This is a genomic window from Paraburkholderia humisilvae (genome assembly GCF_902859855.1).
GTDB classification, from domain to species: Bacteria; Pseudomonadota; Gammaproteobacteria; order Burkholderiales; family Burkholderiaceae; genus Paraburkholderia; species Paraburkholderia humisilvae.
In genome coordinates this window covers 77,164-93,485 of record NZ_CADIKH010000019.1, presented here as the reverse complement: position 1 = coordinate 93,485, position 16,322 = coordinate 77,164, and the positions used below count along the sequence as shown (strand labels likewise).

Sequence of the window (16,322 nt, the reverse complement as noted above, 5' to 3'; positions counted from 1 at the left end):
CTGGAATGCTGAAATGAGCACTACCCTGCAACAGCCGCAAGCGGCAAAGCCGCCGCGGACCGTCGTCGTCGAAGCGCTTGTCGTCTCGTTCGTCATTGAAGTGCTGATGCTCACTGCGGTAGCAGGTTGGTTCACACATCACACGACCCAACCGCAGCCGAAGCCGCCCGAGCCGATCAAGGTCACGCTTGCCGCACCGTCCCCAGCACCGGCGCCGGTGCCACCGGCAGCGCCCGCGCAGATGGCCCCGCCCAAACCGCCGGTGCCTGTGAAACCGCAGCCGGTTCATCCGCTCAAGCAGCCGACGGTCACGAAGCGCAACCCGAATCCGGTCCAGCCCACGCCTGACCTGCCGAAAGCACCCGCTGCGTCGACAGCGCCGACCGAGCCCGCGCAAACGGAGCACGCGCACGACACGCCCGCGCCGCCTGTCGACGCAGCGCAGCCGCAAGCTCAGCAGCCGCAGGCCACCCGTTCGGATGCCAAACCGTCGGCCATCTTCCAGGCGCGCCTGCGCGATGCGGTGCAGGCCGCTGTCCGCTATCCGAGCGCCGCGCGAATCATGCGGCTTAGCGGACACGTCCGGCTCGGCTTCATGTATCAGGACGGCGCGATATCGAACCCGCATGTTGTGCAATCGGCGGGGCAGAAAATGCTCGACGATGCCGCACTTGCCGCACTGAACGATGCGTCCTTCCCTGTGCCTCCGCCGGAGCTCAAGGGTCATCTGCTCAACCTCGAGATCGTCGTGACCTTCGCGCCGTCTTCCTGACCCGCGCGACGTTCGTCGCCCGGCGGTTCGCCCGCTTTCCATTTCGCCGCTCGACAGCGGCACCCCTTTCCCTATTGCTGATCGGCAAGGAGTCGTCATGCGCTTCAAAGCTTCGCTCGCGCTTCTGGCATTCGCACTTAACGCGCATGCACAGGACAAGCCAGCTTCGTCGAATGCCCCGTCGGATACGAATGCCCCAACGAATTCGAATGCCCCATCCAATCCATCGGGTCAACCCGTCGATCTAGGCCAGGTCGGTGCGAAGGGTGCGGCCGACACCGAAAACAACGACCCGAACGCGCCCAACGCGCAGGCGAAGACCGCTCCCGCCATCGCGCCGACCCAGGCCTCGCTCGACTCGATTCAGCCGCAAACCGTGCTGAATTCACGCATGATCAGGAACATCGCGCAACCGAACTCCGACTATCTCGCGATTGCGCAATACGCGCCTTCGGTGGTCAACGCAACGCCGAACGGCGCCGGTTATTCCAGCAAGAGCGGTACGATCCGCGGCTTCCAGGACGGGCAGTACAACGTGACGTGGGACGGCATCCCATTCGGCGACCCGAGCGCATTTGGGCACGCGACGGTGTCGTTCTTTCCGGCCGCCGTGCTCGATCACGTGGTGATCGACCGCGGGCCGGGCACCGCGAGCACGGTCGGCAATGCGACTTTCGGCGGCACGGTCTCGCTGTTCTCGGCTACGCCGGCACAAACGCCAGGCGGTTATCTGTTCAGCGCGATCGGCACCGGCGCATCGTGGGAAGAAGGCGGTGTGCTCAATTCCGGCGTGATTTCACAGACGGGCGGCACGACCGCGCAGCTCAATTTCGACCATACCCGCAGCAACGGCCTCCTCGAGAACGCCGGATTCCGCCGCAATAACTGGGCGTTCAAGATCGACCAGCCGATCGGCGACAACACGGTGGTGACGCTGTTTTCGAGCGTCAGCGACGTCATCTGGAACACGTTTTCGCAGATCACGACTGAAACGGCCAACCAGTTCGGAAAAAGCTTCGGCAACCTGAACAGCGATCCGACGTCGCAAGCGTTCGCGGGCTACAACACCGATCACCGCCGCGCGGATTTCGAATACATCGGCGTGCAAAGCGATCTGGGTGTCGTGCGGATCGACAACAAGTTATACACGTACGCGCTTTCCGACGAAGGTCTTGGCGGTCTGGACACGACGCTGCGCACGCCGAATTCGAAGAACCTCGCCGACGGCGGCGTGCCCGGCACGCAATCGTTAAGCCAATACCGTTCGTGGGGGGACATCTTCAAGATCGAAGGGGATGTCGGCCACGGCTTGACGTCGACGACGATTCGCGCGGGCACCTGGCTCGAGCATGCGCGCATCAACCAGTTCCAGCAGGACGTCGACTTGCGGACCAATACGCCGGTCGAATTCCTGACGAACCCCGGCAAAGGTTCGCTCGTCAACAGCAACCTCGCGGTCACCAATACCGCGCAGACCTTCGTCGAGTTCGTGTGGAGGCCGCTGCCCGGGCTGACCATCACGCCAGGCTACAAGCACATCAACTTCAACCGCAGCTTCGACGGCCTGCAAAACTTCATCGCGTTGAACAATAGTGCGTCGTATAGCGCGGACCTCGGCTCGGTCACCGCCAACTACCGGATTACGCCGCCGTTATCGGTATACGCACAGTGGGCGATGGGTTTCCAGGCGCCGCCTGTCAGCGTGCTGCAAAGCCTCGCGCCGCAACAGCAGCCGCTTGATCCGCAAAAGACGCTGAACTATCAAGCGGGCGTGGTCTACAAGAGCGACACGCTGGCAGCGGACTTCGACGGCTACTACATCGACTTCGCGAACGAAATCAACAGCATGCTTGAAACCGTCGATGGCGTGACGAACCAGCCGGTGTTCTTCAACCAGGGCGGCGTGATCTACAAGGGCCTCGAAGCCGAAGCGACCTACCAGCTCCCGCATGGCTTCGCGGTGACGGTCAATGGCAGCCTGAACAGCGCGAAGTCCAAGCAAACGGGACTGACGATCGCCAACGCGCCGAGCACGACCGCGCTGTTCGGTGTGCTTTACGACCGGGGACCGTTCTTCGGATCGGTGCTGACGAAGTATGTCGGCACGCGCTTCACCGGTTCGGGCGAGGACCCGAACAACTCGAACGTGAATCTGCCCGCGTACTGGTACACCGACGTCGTGCTCGGCTTCCGCTACAAGAAGCGCCTGAAAGTGCAACTGCTCGTCGACAACCTGTTCAACCGGCGTACGGCGACCGAGGGCAATGGCGCGGCCGTCGATCCGACTTTCTATTTCCTGCCCGTACGCAACTTCACGCTGCAGGCGACGGTGTACTTCTGAGGCCATCCGCGATGAACAAAATGTCACTATTCCGATCTGTCCGGACAAAGGCGGCCGGCTGCGCCGCTGCGGCGATGCTGTATGCCGCGTGCCTCCCCGGGGCAAGCGCCGCGCAGACGCAACCCGAAACAGAAAACGCCAGCGCGGTCTATCCGTTCCTCGGCGTCGATTCGGGCGGCAAGGTATTTCTCGGCGCAACGCTGCCGTTCGGCATGGTAAGGCTCGGTCCCGACGTCGAGAGCGTCGATGGGCGGCCCGCGGCCGGCGGCTATGCGAGCACCGGTCTGATCGAAGGATTCAGCCACCTGCATCTGAGCGGCGGCTCCGGCAAGTACGGCAATATTCTTGTCGCGCCCGTCACCGGGCCGCTCGCGCCCGGCGACATCAAATCCGCACGCGCGGACGAAGCGGCGCGCCCCAGCTATTACCGCGTACGGCTCACCCGCTACGACACGCTCGCCGAGCTGACCGCCACACGCCGCGTCGGCTTTCATCGCTATACGTTCCCGAGCAGCGCAGACGCGCATGTCACCGTCGACATCGCGCATTTGCTCAATCACGGCAATGGCGCCGAATCGCAGCAGTTTGTCGGCGGCAACGTCACCGTTCTGTCCGACCATGAAGTGACCGGCGTCGGCCGCTATCAAGGCGGATGGAACGAAGGCGGCGAATATCGCGTGTACTTCTATCTCGTGGCCGACACACCGGCGAGGCAGGCGCACACCTGGTCGGACGCTTCGATATCGACGGCAACGCGTGCGTCGGTCGCCAGCGACGCGCCGCTCGGCGCATCACTCGACTACACGACCACCGCGGGCCAGGTCATTCAGATCAAGGTGGGCATCTCATTCGTCAGCGAGGCGCAAGCGCGCCGCAATGTAACCACTGAAGCGCCCGGCTGGAACTTCGAGACCGTGCGCGATGCGGCAACCACAGCGTGGAACGACGTGCTGGCGCCGATTCGCATTCGCGGTGCGACCGATGCGCAACGGCGCGAGTTCTATACGGCGATGTATCACGCGCTGCTGCTGCCGTCGGATCGCACCGGCGAGAATCCGCTATGGAAGTCGAAAGAGCCGTACTACGACGACTACTACGCGATCTGGGACACGTTTCGCTCGCAGGGGCCGCTGCTCACGCTGATCGCGCCCGACCGCCAGCGCGATACGATCCGCTCGCTGATCGACATCTACCGGCATGAAGGCTATATGCCCGACGCGCGCAGCGGCAATACGAGCGGACGCACGCAGGGCGGCAGCAACGCGGACGTCGTGGTGGCCGACGCGTACATGAAGGGCATGACCGGCATCGACTACCGCACCGCGTTCGCCGCGATGCAAAAGGATGCGCAAGTGCCGCCGCCGGACCCGCGCATGCAAGGCCGCGGCGGTCTCGCCGACTACAACAGCAAGGGCTACGTGACCCTCGCCGACGAGCGGTCGGGATCGCGCACGGTCGAGTACGCATACGACGATTTCGCCATCGCGGAACTCGCATGCGGCCTGGGCGACGGCGCCGCCGCCCAGCGCTACGCGGCGCGCGCGGGCAACTGGGCTAACCTGTGGGACAGCAGCCTCGCCACCGGCGGCGTGACCGGTTTCATCCGTCCGCGCAATCCGGACGGCAGTTGGGCGCCGCCCGACCTGACGATACGCGGCACCTGGCCGAACTTCGAGTATGAAGGCGATATCTGGACCTACTCGCTCTACGCGCCGCAAGATGTGCGCGGGCTGATCCGTCTGTCGGGCGGCAACGGGGCCTTTATTCACCGGCTCGATACCCTCTTCGACCGCAAGCACTTCGACATGTCGAACGAGCCCGGCTTCCTGCTGCCGATGCTTTATCTGTGGGCGGGCCGCCCGGACAAAACGGCGGACCGCATCGTCGATCAACTCGACCGACAGTTCAACGATTCACGTGCCGGCTTGCCCGGCAACGACGACTCCGGTGCGATGTCGTCGTGGCTCATCTTCCAGATGCTCGGCATCTATCCGAATGCGGGTCAGGATGTCTATCTGATCGGCACGCCCAGCTTTCCCGAAGCGCAGATCGACATGCCGTCGGGCAAGGTGTTCCGGATCGTCGCAAGGAATTGGGATCGCGAGCGTTTGAATCGCTACATCCAGTCGGCGACGCTCAACGGCGAACCGCTCGATAACGCGTGGTTCCGCCATGCGCAGATCGCCAACGGCGGAACACTTGAATTGACGATGGGACCGACCCCGACCGGTTGGGGCACGCGCGTGCCGCCGCCATCGCTGTCCGATCCGGTGTCGCCGCTTTGCAGCGCGGCGGCAGCCACTCATTGAAGTGCGATTTTTCTGGCAAGGATTGAGTATTCGGCCGGGCTCAGTCCTTCCTTTTGCCTCGTCGAGGTTCGCTCGTTCCGTATAGGAAGTTTTATGAAATTGCCGTTTTCCAAACGCCTGATGCTAAGCGGGCTAACGCTTGTGTCCATGCTCTGCCAGGCGCAAACCGAAGATAGCACCGTGCACATGAACCAGATTCAGGTGATCGGCACACACAACAGTTATCACGTCGGCATCGCACCGGGCGACACGAAGGTATGGGAAACGAACCATCCCGAACTGCTGCCGCTACTGAACTATCGGCACCCTTCGCTGACTGCCCAGTTATCAGGCGGCGTCAGGCAAGTCGAGCTCGACGTATTCAGCGATCAGGGCGGCGGCCTCTATGCGGACCCGGCCGGTCCGCGAATGGTGAAGGCCGCGGGGCTGCCCGCCGATCCGCCGTTCGATCCGCAACACCTGATGCGCAAACCCGGCTTCAAGGTGATGCACATCCAGGATGTCGACTACCGCAGCGTGTGCCAGCCGTTCACCGCGTGTCTGCGCGAGATCCGGACATGGTCTCTCGCCAACCCGCGGCATGTGCCGCTGTTTATTCTGATCGAGCCCAAGCAAAAGCCGCTCAAGACCCAATGGCCACTGCCTACCGTGATGCCGGAGCCGTTCGATCGCGCAACCTTCGACGCGCTCGACCACGCCATTCTCTCTGTGTTCAAACGTAATGAAATCGTGACACCGGACGATGTTCGGAGTACCCATGCGACACTGAATGAAGCCGTCACGCATGGCGGCTGGCCAACCCTCAAGCAGGCGCGCGGCAAGGTGGTGTTCCTGCTCGACCCGCCGAAAATGGCGGCGATTTATCGCGATGGTCATCCATCGCTTGCGGGACGTGTGCTGTTCACCAATTCGACGCCCGGTGCGCCGGATGCGGCGTTTATCGAGGTCAATGAGCCCGACGTCGCACACATCGAAGAACTGGTGCGCGACGGCTACCTGATCCGGACGAGAACCGACGATGGCACGGTCGAAGCCATGCGCAATGACACGACGCGGCGGGACCGCGCGCTCGACAGTGGCGCGCAGATTATCAGCACGGACTATCCCGCGGCCGAACCGGCGAAAACCGGGTTCAAGGTTGAGTTGCCTCACGGGTTAGCAGCACGGTGTGATCGTGTCAACGCGCCTGCTGATTGTCGGGATGCGCAAATCGGCTCACATTGACCTGCGCCTGACGACCATCGCCCGGATCGCGGCGCTACGGTCGGATCCGGGCCACGCGATGCGCGAAATCACGCATCGACGACTGCAATCGCAAAGCCGTCCCACCCTTTGACGCCGACCGTTTGCAACGCGGTCGCGGTGAGACGCGGTTCGTGCGCAATCATGTCGAAGAAGCGGCGAACGCCCTGCACGTTGGGGTCCGCGCTAGCCGCGTTCACGACCTCGCCGGCGCGCACCACGTTGTCTCCGATAATCACCGTTCCGGGTCTCGACAGCTTCAGCGCCCATTCCAGATAGGACGGGTTGTTAGGCTTGTCCGCGTCGATGAAGATCAGATCGAATGGCGCCTGAGCGGTGAGCGCGGGCAGACTTTCAAGCGCCGGGCCAATTCGCAGATCGACCGCATGAGTAAGGCCCGCGTGATCGATGTTCGATTGCGCGACACGCGCATGAACGGCATTCGCTTCCAGCGTGACGACCTTGCCGCCTTCGGGAAGCGCACGAGCAAGCCAGATGGTGCTGTAACCGCCCAGCGTGCCGATTTCAAGCACACGCCGCGCGCCGATCATGCGAGCGAACAGATAAAGCAGTTTTCCCTGATTCGGCGCGACGTCATAGGCCGGCAGCCCGGCTGCGGCATTCGCGGCGAGCGCATGATCGAGCACCGGATCGGGTGGCACGAGGCGGCTCTCAATGTATTCGTCTACGGCGGACCATTCAGTCATGATCTTGACGGCCTATGAGAAGTGGCGGAATACGCATTATGCCGCCGCCTTCAGACCAGCATCCCGTCGCGCGCCACGATACGCCCCGCCGACACGATGAGCTTGCGCACGGGTCGCGCAACCACCGCTTCCGCGGGCGTCTGCGCATCCACGAGCACGACATCCGCCCGATCACCGGAAAGCAATCCGTAATCCGCGAAGCCGCAACCGCGCGCGGCACTATGCGTGACGCAATCGAGCGCGATCTCGAGATCGTCGTCACGCCGGAAGTCGTGACGCATGCCGATCAACATCGCGCGTTCGAGCATGTCGGGCGAACCGTACGGTGTCCACGTGTCGCGAATCCCATCATTACCGCCAACGACGGTCACGCCCGCTGCACGGCACGCGGCAATAGACGGGACCGCGACCGATGCCGGCGCGGTCGTCACCACCGCCACGCGCAGTTCAGCCATACGTGCGAGCAACGCATCGCGTTCACGACTGCCGATGTCGCCGAGGCAAAACGCGTGACTGATCGCGACCTTCCGTTGCATCCCTAACGCGGCGGTACGCTGAAGAATCAGGTCGAGCGAATACGCGCCCATTGTCGAGCGCTCGTGCAGGTGAATGTCGAGGCCAACGCCGTGCCGGTCGGCCAGCCCAAACAGCAGATCAAGCGCCTCGACCGCATCGCCGTCGATCGCGCATGGGTCGAGTCCGCCTAGCAGATCGGCTCCGGCGCGCAACGCGTCAGCCAGCAGCGCATCGGTGCCCGGGCGTCTGAGCACGCCCGATTGCGGAAACGCGACAATCTGGATATCCATCTGCCCGCGCAATGTCTCACGCGTCGCCAGCACGCGGTGCAGATGCCGCAGGCCGGCGTCGGTGTCGACATCGACGTGCGTACGCAAGCGTGTCGTGCCCGCAGCGAGGAAAGCGCGCGCCAACGCGAGCGATTGCTCTCCAGCGTCATGACCGCTGGTGGCCCGCCAGCGGCGCTCGTTTTCGATTCGATCATTCAGGCTGGACGCGACTTCGTTGCGATACCACTGCCTACCCCAGTGGGTCTTGTCCAGATGCGTGTGGCCTTCGACCAGTCCAGGCAGCACGAGCGCGCCCGCACCGTGCTCGACGAGCCAGCCGTCTTGCGCGTCGATGACCGCGGCCGACCGTGCGATTCGACCGTCTTCGACAAGGATGTCGAGCCGCACCCCTTCGCTCGTGCGCACGTCGCGAATCAGTAAGCAAGCCATATGCGTATCAGGCCGCCGCGCCGGCGCGCCGCGGCCGGCGCCCTGCCGCGGTCATCTGACCGGAGGCGCGTGTCCGTGGTCGCCGATCGCATGCGCCTCGTCGTATTCCCGCGAAATGTCCTTATTCGTATAGTCACCCAGCATCGACGCCGCGACCACGCTAATCACCGCGCACACGAAAACATACAACGCGATCGCATAGCCCGAATGATAGTAAGCGAACAGCGCGGTCGCGATCAGCGGTGCGGGACCGCCTGCAATGATCGAAGCCAGCTGGTAGCCGAGCGACGCACCGCTGTAACGCAACCGCCCCGTGAACGACTCGGCGATAAAAGCGGCTTGCGGACCGTACATCATCGCGTGCGGCACCAGCGATAGCACAATGGCGATGAAAATCCAGACCGGATTTCTCGTATCGAGCAGACCAAAGTAAATAAAGCCGAACAGGCCGACGCAAACAGAGCCGATGATGTACATCTTGCGCCGCCCGATCACGTCGGACAGATGGCCGAAGAACGGTATCGTGACGAACTCGATCAGCGATGCGACCAGTACCGCCGTCAGCAGGAGATCGCGCGATGCACCGAGCGTCGTCACGCCATAGGTGAACACGAAGGCCGTGTAGATATAGAACGGCGCCTGTTCAGCCATACGGGCAAACGCGGAAAGCAGAATGTCTTTCGGCTGGCGGCGTATCACCTCGAGCGTCGGCGTCTTTTCGATCTTTTGCTCGGCAAGGAGCTTCGCGAAAATCGGCGTCTCGAGAATATGCAAGCGAATATAAAGGCCGATCGCGACGAGCACGATGCTGACGACAAACGGAATGCGCCAGCCCCACGTGAGAAAGCTGCTCCCCGAGACTTCGCTGGTGGCCAGCACAACCAGATTCGCGAGAAACAGCCCCGCCGGCACGCCGAACTGCGGCCACGATGCGACGAACCCACGATGCGAGTCCGTGCGCGCCCATTCCATCGACATCAACACCGAGCCGCCCCATTCGCCACCGACGCCTACGCCCTGGATAAAGCGCAGCACCGTCAGGATAATCGCGCCCCAGACACCGATCGATGCGTAGGTGGGCACGAAGGCCACTGCGAATGTCGCAAGCCCCATCAGCAGCAAGGTGACGATCAAGGTGGCCTTGCGGCCGATGCGGTCGCCATAGTGACCGAAAATCGCCGCGCCAACCGGCCTTGCCAGAAAACCGACCGCGTAGATCAAAAACGCCTGAAGTGTGCCGACCAGCGGATCGGACTGCGGAAAATACAGCTTCGCGAAGACGAGGCCGGTCACCGTGCTATAGAGAAAGAAGTCGTACCATTCGATCGTGGTGCCGATCGTGCTCGCGATCACCGCGCGGCGTAGCTGGATTTTGGCTTCGGCTTCGGAAAGGGGCATCGCCCCTGATTGCGTGGCAGCCATTGACGTCCCCTAAATATGGTTAGAGTCAGACATACAATATGCCCCCTGAAAAAGGAAGCAGGCAATCGGGCAAGACACGAGGTGCCGATTCGTCATCGGCGATGTGGGTCGTTCAACTGTAATTCGCAGGAAGCAGAATTCCAAGGACGGTTGACCAGGACAATTACCAGGAAGGCGCTATAGCTTTATGCCGTTCTGCTTTTATGCGATTTCGATCGGGCATCGGCCAGCGGTGCGTTCTTCTTTAGCCGGGTGTGGTTGTAGTCGATAGCGGCACGCACCAGGTTCTTCAGCGCGCGCTCATTGATCGCATCGCCTTCGAAGAAATCGATGGCCCGCCTTGCATTGCCTTCGAGGCCCGCGTTGAAGAGCCGTTCGGGATCCGGAAGATGCGCGCCGTGCGCAAAGGTTAGTTTCACTTTCCCTTTGTGGGCATTGGCGACCGCGATCATCCCGTCGCGCGACCACACTGGGCTTCCCATCCACTTCCATTCTTCGATGATGTTCGGATCGGCCGCGAGAATGCTCTTGCGAATACCAGCGAAAGTTTTACCGCGCCAATCGGTGATGCCGGCGATCAACTGGTCAATCTGTTCCGATGGGTCCATGAGTCTTCACGCCTCGCGTTCGGGTCGACGGTGCTGAATGATATGTCGAATCCATGGCGGAAAACGCCTCTCGTTGGCGCTTACACAGGTCAAACGATTTATTTCGAACTTCGATGTATCCGTTTCCAGCGCGCCAACGCGCCGTCAACCGACTTTCCGGCGTCGCTCTGCTCGCCATCCGGCATTTGCGTGCGTGCCGCCTGTTGCCGTCTTTTCGCATCGTCGTCGAGCAGCGCCGTTGAAAAGAAAGATCCCATCACCGCCGACCCGATGATGAAGATGGAAGCGGCGTCGACGAGCAAGCCACCATATTTGAATAGCAAAACACAACTCAGCAGCGACAACAGGTTCAGGATGATGCCGAGAATCGCCGAAGCCTTCGAAAAGGACCGGATAAATGTCGCGAGAGGCGAATCGGTGCGTGGCAAGTACCAGATAATCAGCATCCCAAACGTCATGATAAATATGGTTTCGCCCCACTTCAGCCACGCCGGGCGTTGCAGGAAGTGTCCTTCAAAAATCGTCTCGATGACCTGAGCCTGGATTTCGATACCCGGCACCTGTTCGCCCAGCGGGGTCGCGCGGACATCGGTGAGACCGGTCCCGGTCAGGCCGACCAGTACCAGCTTGTTGCGGATGCGGTCCGGGTCGACTTTGCCCTGCAGGACATCGCGTGCGGACACGTAGCGGCTCTGGGTCGACCGGATAGACGCGAAGTGCAGCCATATTTCGCCATTCGGCTGCGTGGGCACCTGCACGTCCGCGACGCCCACCGCCAGCACGCCGGCCGGACTGGCAAACACTTCGACCACCGGCGAACGGGTCGCGACACGCAGCATTTCAAGCGCCATACCCGGAACGAGCTTGTTACCCAAACCCATGATCAGCGGAATACGCCGCACCGTGCCCTGTTCGAGTGCGACGTTCAGCAATGCTTGCCCCTGCGCCGCAGCCTGCAATTCCGGCAGGCTTGCGAGCACATAGTTGAATCGCAGAACGCTATCGAGCGGATCGGCACCGTCGGCGCCATGCACGAGTATCGGCGCACTTCGCAGATCGGTACGGGTATTGGCCGTCGCATGATCGAATGCGACTGCGCCCAGCACAGCGCGCGTCGCATGCAACGATCGAGCGAGGATCGCCTCGTGACTCGGCAGCGCACGCAAGCCGGCCGCGAGCGACGCCGCCGTCGGAGGCAGATTGTCGGCGACCTTGTCGGGCGAAGTTTGATCCACCTCCGGCATATAGATATCGAGGCCGATGGCGGCCGGCTTCTGCGCGGCAATGGCATCGATCAGGCTCGCGAGCCGATTGCGCGGCCACGGCCACTGCCCGACCGCGCCCAATGTCCTGTCGTCGATCGCGACGATGGTCACAGGCTGGGCGGTCGGCGTGCGTGGAAACCAGCGCTGGAAGTGATCGAACAGCAGTTGTCTCGGCGTTCCGAAGGAGTCCGGAAACAGCCGGTCATAGGTGTCCAGAAAAGCCGGACGCGGCAGTTCATGCGGCCATTCACTACACAGGTTGAGCAGACTCAGGCCGCACAGAATGGCGAATGCCATCGGACGCCCCTTGTACGCCCTTGGCAATTTCTTCAGAAAGGTAATCAGGGAATCGCGATAGCGTTTCATGTCTGCCCGCGCAGATCAATGCCGATCCGACGCGCGAAAAGCGGATGGCCCGATTCATTGAATGGTAATCACGACGCGTCGGTTCGCCTGATTGGGTACACCGTCTGGCGTGCGCACAAGCGGCTCGCGCTTGCCACGGGCCGCGGTCTCGATCTGTTGCGCAGGAATGCCCGACTTGACCAGAAACGCCGCGACAGTCTGCGCGCGCCGCATCGACAGTTTGTCGTTGAAGTCCATTGCGCCGGCCATGTCGGTATGCCCGACTACCGTCAGGTGGGGCGCCGGCCAGTTCGCCAGCGTAGCCTTTAGCTTTGCAACGGTGGCGGCCGATTCCGGCGCCAGTTCAGTCGCGGAATCGAACAGGAAGTTGATCGTGAACGTGACGGGACGCGGAGGCTGTGCGGCGAGCAGCGGACCATAGTGCGCCTGCACCGCGGCCGGACTGTCCATGGTTTTCTCGATCGCGCCGCCCTGCGCGACGTCCACGCTCGAGTAAGCCTTGTCGAGCACTTGCGTCTGGGTCGCGCTTTTCACCACAACCGATCCGACCGTGCCGTCCTGATTCGGCAACAGCGTGACCTTGTCGCGCGGTGTGCTGCATGCGGATAGTAAAACCAGTACGGCGAATAACGCTTCCGGTATGAGCCGAAGCCGCCCGAACCCGGCCTTCACCGTGCATTCTCCGCATCGCCGCCGACTTCGATGATGAACTCCGTGCCGCGCACGCCGAGCGTGGTAGTTGGTGTACTGTAACGCACCGCATTCGGATTGGCCTTTGCGATCTTGCCGTCGACGACCGCGAGCGACCCACGCCTGATGGTTGCATCGAGCGAACCTTCATAGGTGGTCGTGTTGAATGCGAAGTTGTTGAGCTCGAGCGTGGAGCCGGCGCCCTCGGAAAGCAGCGTATTGTCGTGCAGCGTGATGCCGACGTAGGAGTCGGGACCGGTCACGATGCGATCGCCGCTATACACTTCGCTGCCGACGGCCACATTCAGATTTTGCCCGCCGCGTTCGATGTGCGCCGTGCCTTTGACCGTTTTGACAAAGCCGATGACGTCGGCGGCGCACGCGTCGACGGCAGGCACACAAACGCACGAGAGAATCAACGCGTACCGGATGGCTTGGCTGCGACGCATAGGCGACCACCGTGATGGCGAGTGAAACGATGTACTGCGCGTTGTGCTTCAAGTCGAACGCGGCATTCCGGCGATCGTGCTGAGAATAGGGTCCCTCGTCTGATCGCTCTGTGCGCTAGCGCGCATTTCGCGCCGCGGTCGCGCATATCTTTGGCAGAGGTTTTGCTTGAATCCGCCGCTGCCCAATATGATCTGACTGAAGCGACAAGTCTACGCGTTCCACCTAAGACTGACGCGATACAAGGCCAAAGTCCAATTGGTTTTATGATGGCTATCCGCCCAGATACCCGGTCTCTCTGACATTCGCAGAACAGAACACCCGAAACTCGACAGGCGCCGCGTGCGGTACTTCGTCCACTACGCCGCACGCGTGGAGCACATGCTGCAGCGCCGAGATCACCTGCCCATCGGGGTCCTGGTCAATCACGATATCCATGACGCCCGCGTCGATATACGCACGATGCTGATCGAGCATCTCGTGGCCGACCCATATCACGTTGCCCGCTGCGTCGAACTTGCGCAGCGCGGCGGCGATGCCCGCCGAACCGTATCCGGTGTTGTAGATGCCGACCAGACCGCCGCGCTTCAGCGCCGCGCTGACCGCATGGAAGCTGCGATCGTCCTGGTCGAAAGTCTGGTCCGCATCGATTTCGCCGTTCAGGTGGGCAAAGCGCTCCGCCAGTAGCGCGCGACAGCCGTCGATGCGGTCGACGTGGGCCCGGTAATCGAGCCGGGCCGGCAGCAGCAGCACCCTGCCCGGCCGATGCGCGAGCCGGCCGATAAAGTAGCCGGCCGTGCGGCCGGCACGCAGGTTGTCGATGCCTGCGTAATGCAGCCGTTCGACGCCGCCGACGTCGGTGACCATCGTCACAACCGGTTCGCCACGCGCGATCGCCGCCGCGAGCGCGGCGCGCACCTGCGGCGTGTCGTGCGTCGTGACGATCAGCGCTGCGCGCCGGTAGCCGGATTCGGCCAGCATCTGCGGCAAACGCGCTTCGTCCGCGGAGGACATCAGGGTGCGATGCACAACGACACGCCTGTCAAGCATCTGCATTGCGCGTTGCACCGCGTCGCGCAAGCGCCGGAAAAACGGCGCGTCGCTGTCAGGCAGCAATACGTCGATATGAATCAACCCGTGTTGCGTGTCCGGCAACAGTCGCGGTAGTGAAAGCTCGCGTGCGGCCGCGACGACACGCTCGCGTGTTTTCGCCGACACGCTGCCCCTCTCATTGAGGACCCGATCGACGGTGGCCGTGCTCACTCCGGCCAGTTCGGCAATCTCAACGAAACGCGCAGTGCGCTTGCGCCATCGCGGCGGTGTTTCGACGGGCACGTGGTCTCCTTCGCCGTCGCTCCGGGCGACGTGCTTTCCTACGCTAGAAGATTGACGAAATTTCGTCAATCTTCAAGTTGAGCGAACCGCGGCCGTCAATTATGTTGATCACACACGCACATCGCACTGGACGGTGTACGGCTCAAACCAGATCGAGGAGACACAGGTGGCCCATACGCAGACGCCTTCCCGCGCGGCGCCGCGCGACGGATACCGGCTGATCGGCGGCGCAGGCGAACACGCGCGTGCCGCGGGCCTCGTCAACGCCACCTGGTATAAATCGCCGGTGCCGCGCCCCGTGATGAAGCAATTGATGCAGCGCAGCGACGCGCGTGCGATTCGCGATACGCTGATCTGGTATGCGGCGATCATTGCGAGCGGCATCGCTGCGTGGTTTGCGTGGCGCGCGCATTCGCTGTGGGCGATTCCCGCGTTCTGCCTGTACGGCACGCTGTACTGCAGCCCAGCCGATTCACGCTGGCATGAATGCGGGCATGGCACCGCATTCAGGACACGCTGGATGAACGACGTGCTCTATCAGATCGCATCGTTCCAGATATTCCGGCGGGCAACGGTCTGGCGCTACAGTCATGCCCGGCACCACACGGATACGCTGATCGTCGGGCGCGATCCGGAGATCGCCGCGCAAAAGCCCACCGACTGGTTGGGACTCGCGCTCAGTGTCTTTGCCATCAAGCATGTCGCGCACGAATTGCCAAAGATGATTTCGTCCGCATTCGGCCGCGTCGGCGATGAGGAGAAGACATTCGTTCCCGAGTCCGAATGGCCGAAGGTGATTCGCGAGGCCCGCATCACGTTGTCCATCTATACGGTGGCCATTGCCACGTGCCTGTATTTCCGTACTATGCTGCCGCTGCTGTATATCGGGTTGCCGAGCCTGTACGGCGGATGGCTCTATCTGTACTTCGGTCTGACGCAGCATGCCGGCATGCCCGAGAACGTGCTCGACCATCGGCGCAACTGCCGTACCGTACGCATGAATCCGGTGTTCCGCTTTCTGTACTGGAACATGAACTACCATGTCGAACATCATATGTTCCCGATGGTGCCGTTCCACGCGTTGCCGCAATTGCACGAGGTTGTGAAAGCCGACATGCCGCCGCCCTATCGCAGCACACTTGCCGCATACGCGGAGATCATTCCGGCGCTCGTGCGGCAAACCCGCGACCCTTCCTATTCCGTCGCACGGCCTATACCTGAAACAGCGGCACGCGCCTGATTCCATTCAAGGATAAAACCCGGGAGACAAACATGACGCAGTGGCTCGACGCAGCGGCGTTCGATGAGATCGAAGATGAAGACGTTATGCGGTTCGATCACGGCGGACACACCTACGCGATCTATCGCGTCGAAGACAACGTGTACGCAAGCGACGGACTCTGCACTCACGAACACGTGCAGCTGAGCGATGGGTTGGTGATGGGGCACGTCATCGAATGTCCGAAGCACAACGGCCGTTTCGACGTCCGCGATGGTCGACCGCTGTGCGCGCCGGTGTGTGAGAAGCTGAAGACCTATCCGGCCAAGGTCGAAGGCGGACGTATTCTGATTGAGGTTTGAAG

14 protein-coding genes are annotated in these 16,322 nt (G+C 62.1%); 6 read left to right on the top strand and 8 right to left on the bottom strand.

The window, feature by feature from the left end:
- The first annotated feature begins 13 nt into the window (after positions 1–13).
- The 4 genes from HV796_RS20875 (at position 14) to HV796_RS20860 (ending at position 6,646) form a co-directional block, all read left to right on the top strand.
- The gene (locus HV796_RS20875; protein WP_175228409.1) at positions 14–772 is read left to right on the top strand and encodes a TonB family protein; all 759 of its coding nucleotides are present in this window, start codon (positions 14–16) and stop codon (positions 770–772) included.
- A gap of 97 nt (positions 773–869) precedes the next feature.
- Entirely contained in the window at positions 870–3,113 is a 2,244-nt protein-coding gene (locus tag HV796_RS20870) for a TonB-dependent receptor (protein WP_175228408.1), read from the top strand.
- Positions 3,114–3,124: 11 nt separating this feature from the next.
- Positions 3,125–5,422, top strand: coding sequence for a GH92 family glycosyl hydrolase (locus HV796_RS20865; protein ID WP_217477959.1), 2,298 nt, complete (start codon positions 3,125–3,127; stop codon positions 5,420–5,422).
- 93 nt (positions 5,423–5,515) lie between these two features.
- A complete protein-coding gene (locus HV796_RS20860) occupies positions 5,516–6,646 on the top strand; it encodes a phosphatidylinositol-specific phospholipase C1-like protein (protein ID WP_175228407.1) in 1,131 nt (376 codons plus the stop codon).
- A 68-nt stretch (positions 6,647–6,714) separates the two neighbouring features.
- Here the strand turns inward: HV796_RS20860 and HV796_RS20855 are convergent, their stop codons facing one another.
- The 8 genes from HV796_RS20855 to HV796_RS20820 all read right to left on the bottom strand — a co-directional run bounded on the left by HV796_RS20855 (position 6,715) and on the right by HV796_RS20820 (position 14,739).
- Positions 6,715–7,371 carry an O-methyltransferase gene (locus HV796_RS20855; RefSeq protein ID WP_175228406.1) on the bottom strand — a complete coding sequence of 219 codons (657 nt, stop codon included), beginning with the start codon at positions 7,369–7,371 and terminating at the stop codon, positions 6,715–6,717.
- A 50-nt stretch (positions 7,372–7,421) separates the two neighbouring features.
- Positions 7,422–8,606 (bottom strand): amidohydrolase family protein, encoded by a 1,185-nt coding sequence (locus HV796_RS20850; protein WP_175228405.1) that lies wholly within the window; start codon positions 8,604–8,606, stop codon positions 7,422–7,424.
- Between the two features lie 51 nt (positions 8,607–8,657).
- Positions 8,658–10,028, bottom strand: coding sequence for an MFS transporter (locus tag HV796_RS20845; protein ID WP_175228404.1), 1,371 nt, complete (start codon positions 10,026–10,028; stop codon positions 8,658–8,660).
- Positions 10,029–10,213: 185 nt separating this feature from the next.
- A complete protein-coding gene (locus HV796_RS20840; protein ID WP_175228403.1) occupies positions 10,214–10,636 on the bottom strand; it encodes a DUF1801 domain-containing protein in 423 nt (140 codons plus the stop codon).
- Positions 10,637–10,734: 98 nt separating this feature from the next.
- Positions 10,735–12,198 carry a CHASE2 domain-containing protein gene (locus HV796_RS20835; protein ID WP_246355956.1) on the bottom strand — a complete coding sequence of 488 codons (1,464 nt, stop codon included), beginning with the start codon at positions 12,196–12,198 and terminating at the stop codon, positions 10,735–10,737.
- 123 nt (positions 12,199–12,321) lie between these two features.
- Positions 12,322–12,939 (bottom strand): OmpA family protein, encoded by a 618-nt coding sequence (locus tag HV796_RS20830; protein WP_175228401.1) that lies wholly within the window; start codon positions 12,937–12,939, stop codon positions 12,322–12,324.
- Positions 12,936–13,406: a FecR family protein gene (locus HV796_RS20825; RefSeq protein ID WP_175228400.1), complete on the bottom strand. Its 471-nt coding sequence runs from the start codon at positions 13,404–13,406 to the stop codon at positions 12,936–12,938. The genes HV796_RS20830 and HV796_RS20825 overlap by 4 nt, the downstream gene beginning before the upstream one ends.
- A 271-nt stretch (positions 13,407–13,677) precedes the next feature.
- On the bottom strand, positions 13,678–14,739 hold the full coding sequence (locus tag HV796_RS20820; protein WP_175228399.1) for a LacI family DNA-binding transcriptional regulator: 1,062 nt from the start codon (positions 14,737–14,739) through the stop codon (positions 13,678–13,680).
- Positions 14,740–14,905: 166 nt separating this feature from the next.
- Between HV796_RS20820 and HV796_RS20815 the strand changes: the two genes are divergently transcribed.
- On the top strand, positions 14,906–15,979 hold the full coding sequence (locus HV796_RS20815; RefSeq protein ID WP_175228398.1) for a fatty acid desaturase family protein: 1,074 nt from the start codon (positions 14,906–14,908) through the stop codon (positions 15,977–15,979).
- Between the two features lie 32 nt (positions 15,980–16,011).
- A complete protein-coding gene (locus HV796_RS20810) occupies positions 16,012–16,320 on the top strand; it encodes a non-heme iron oxygenase ferredoxin subunit (RefSeq protein WP_175228397.1) in 309 nt (102 codons plus the stop codon).
- Positions 16,321–16,322: the final 2 nt, after the last annotated feature.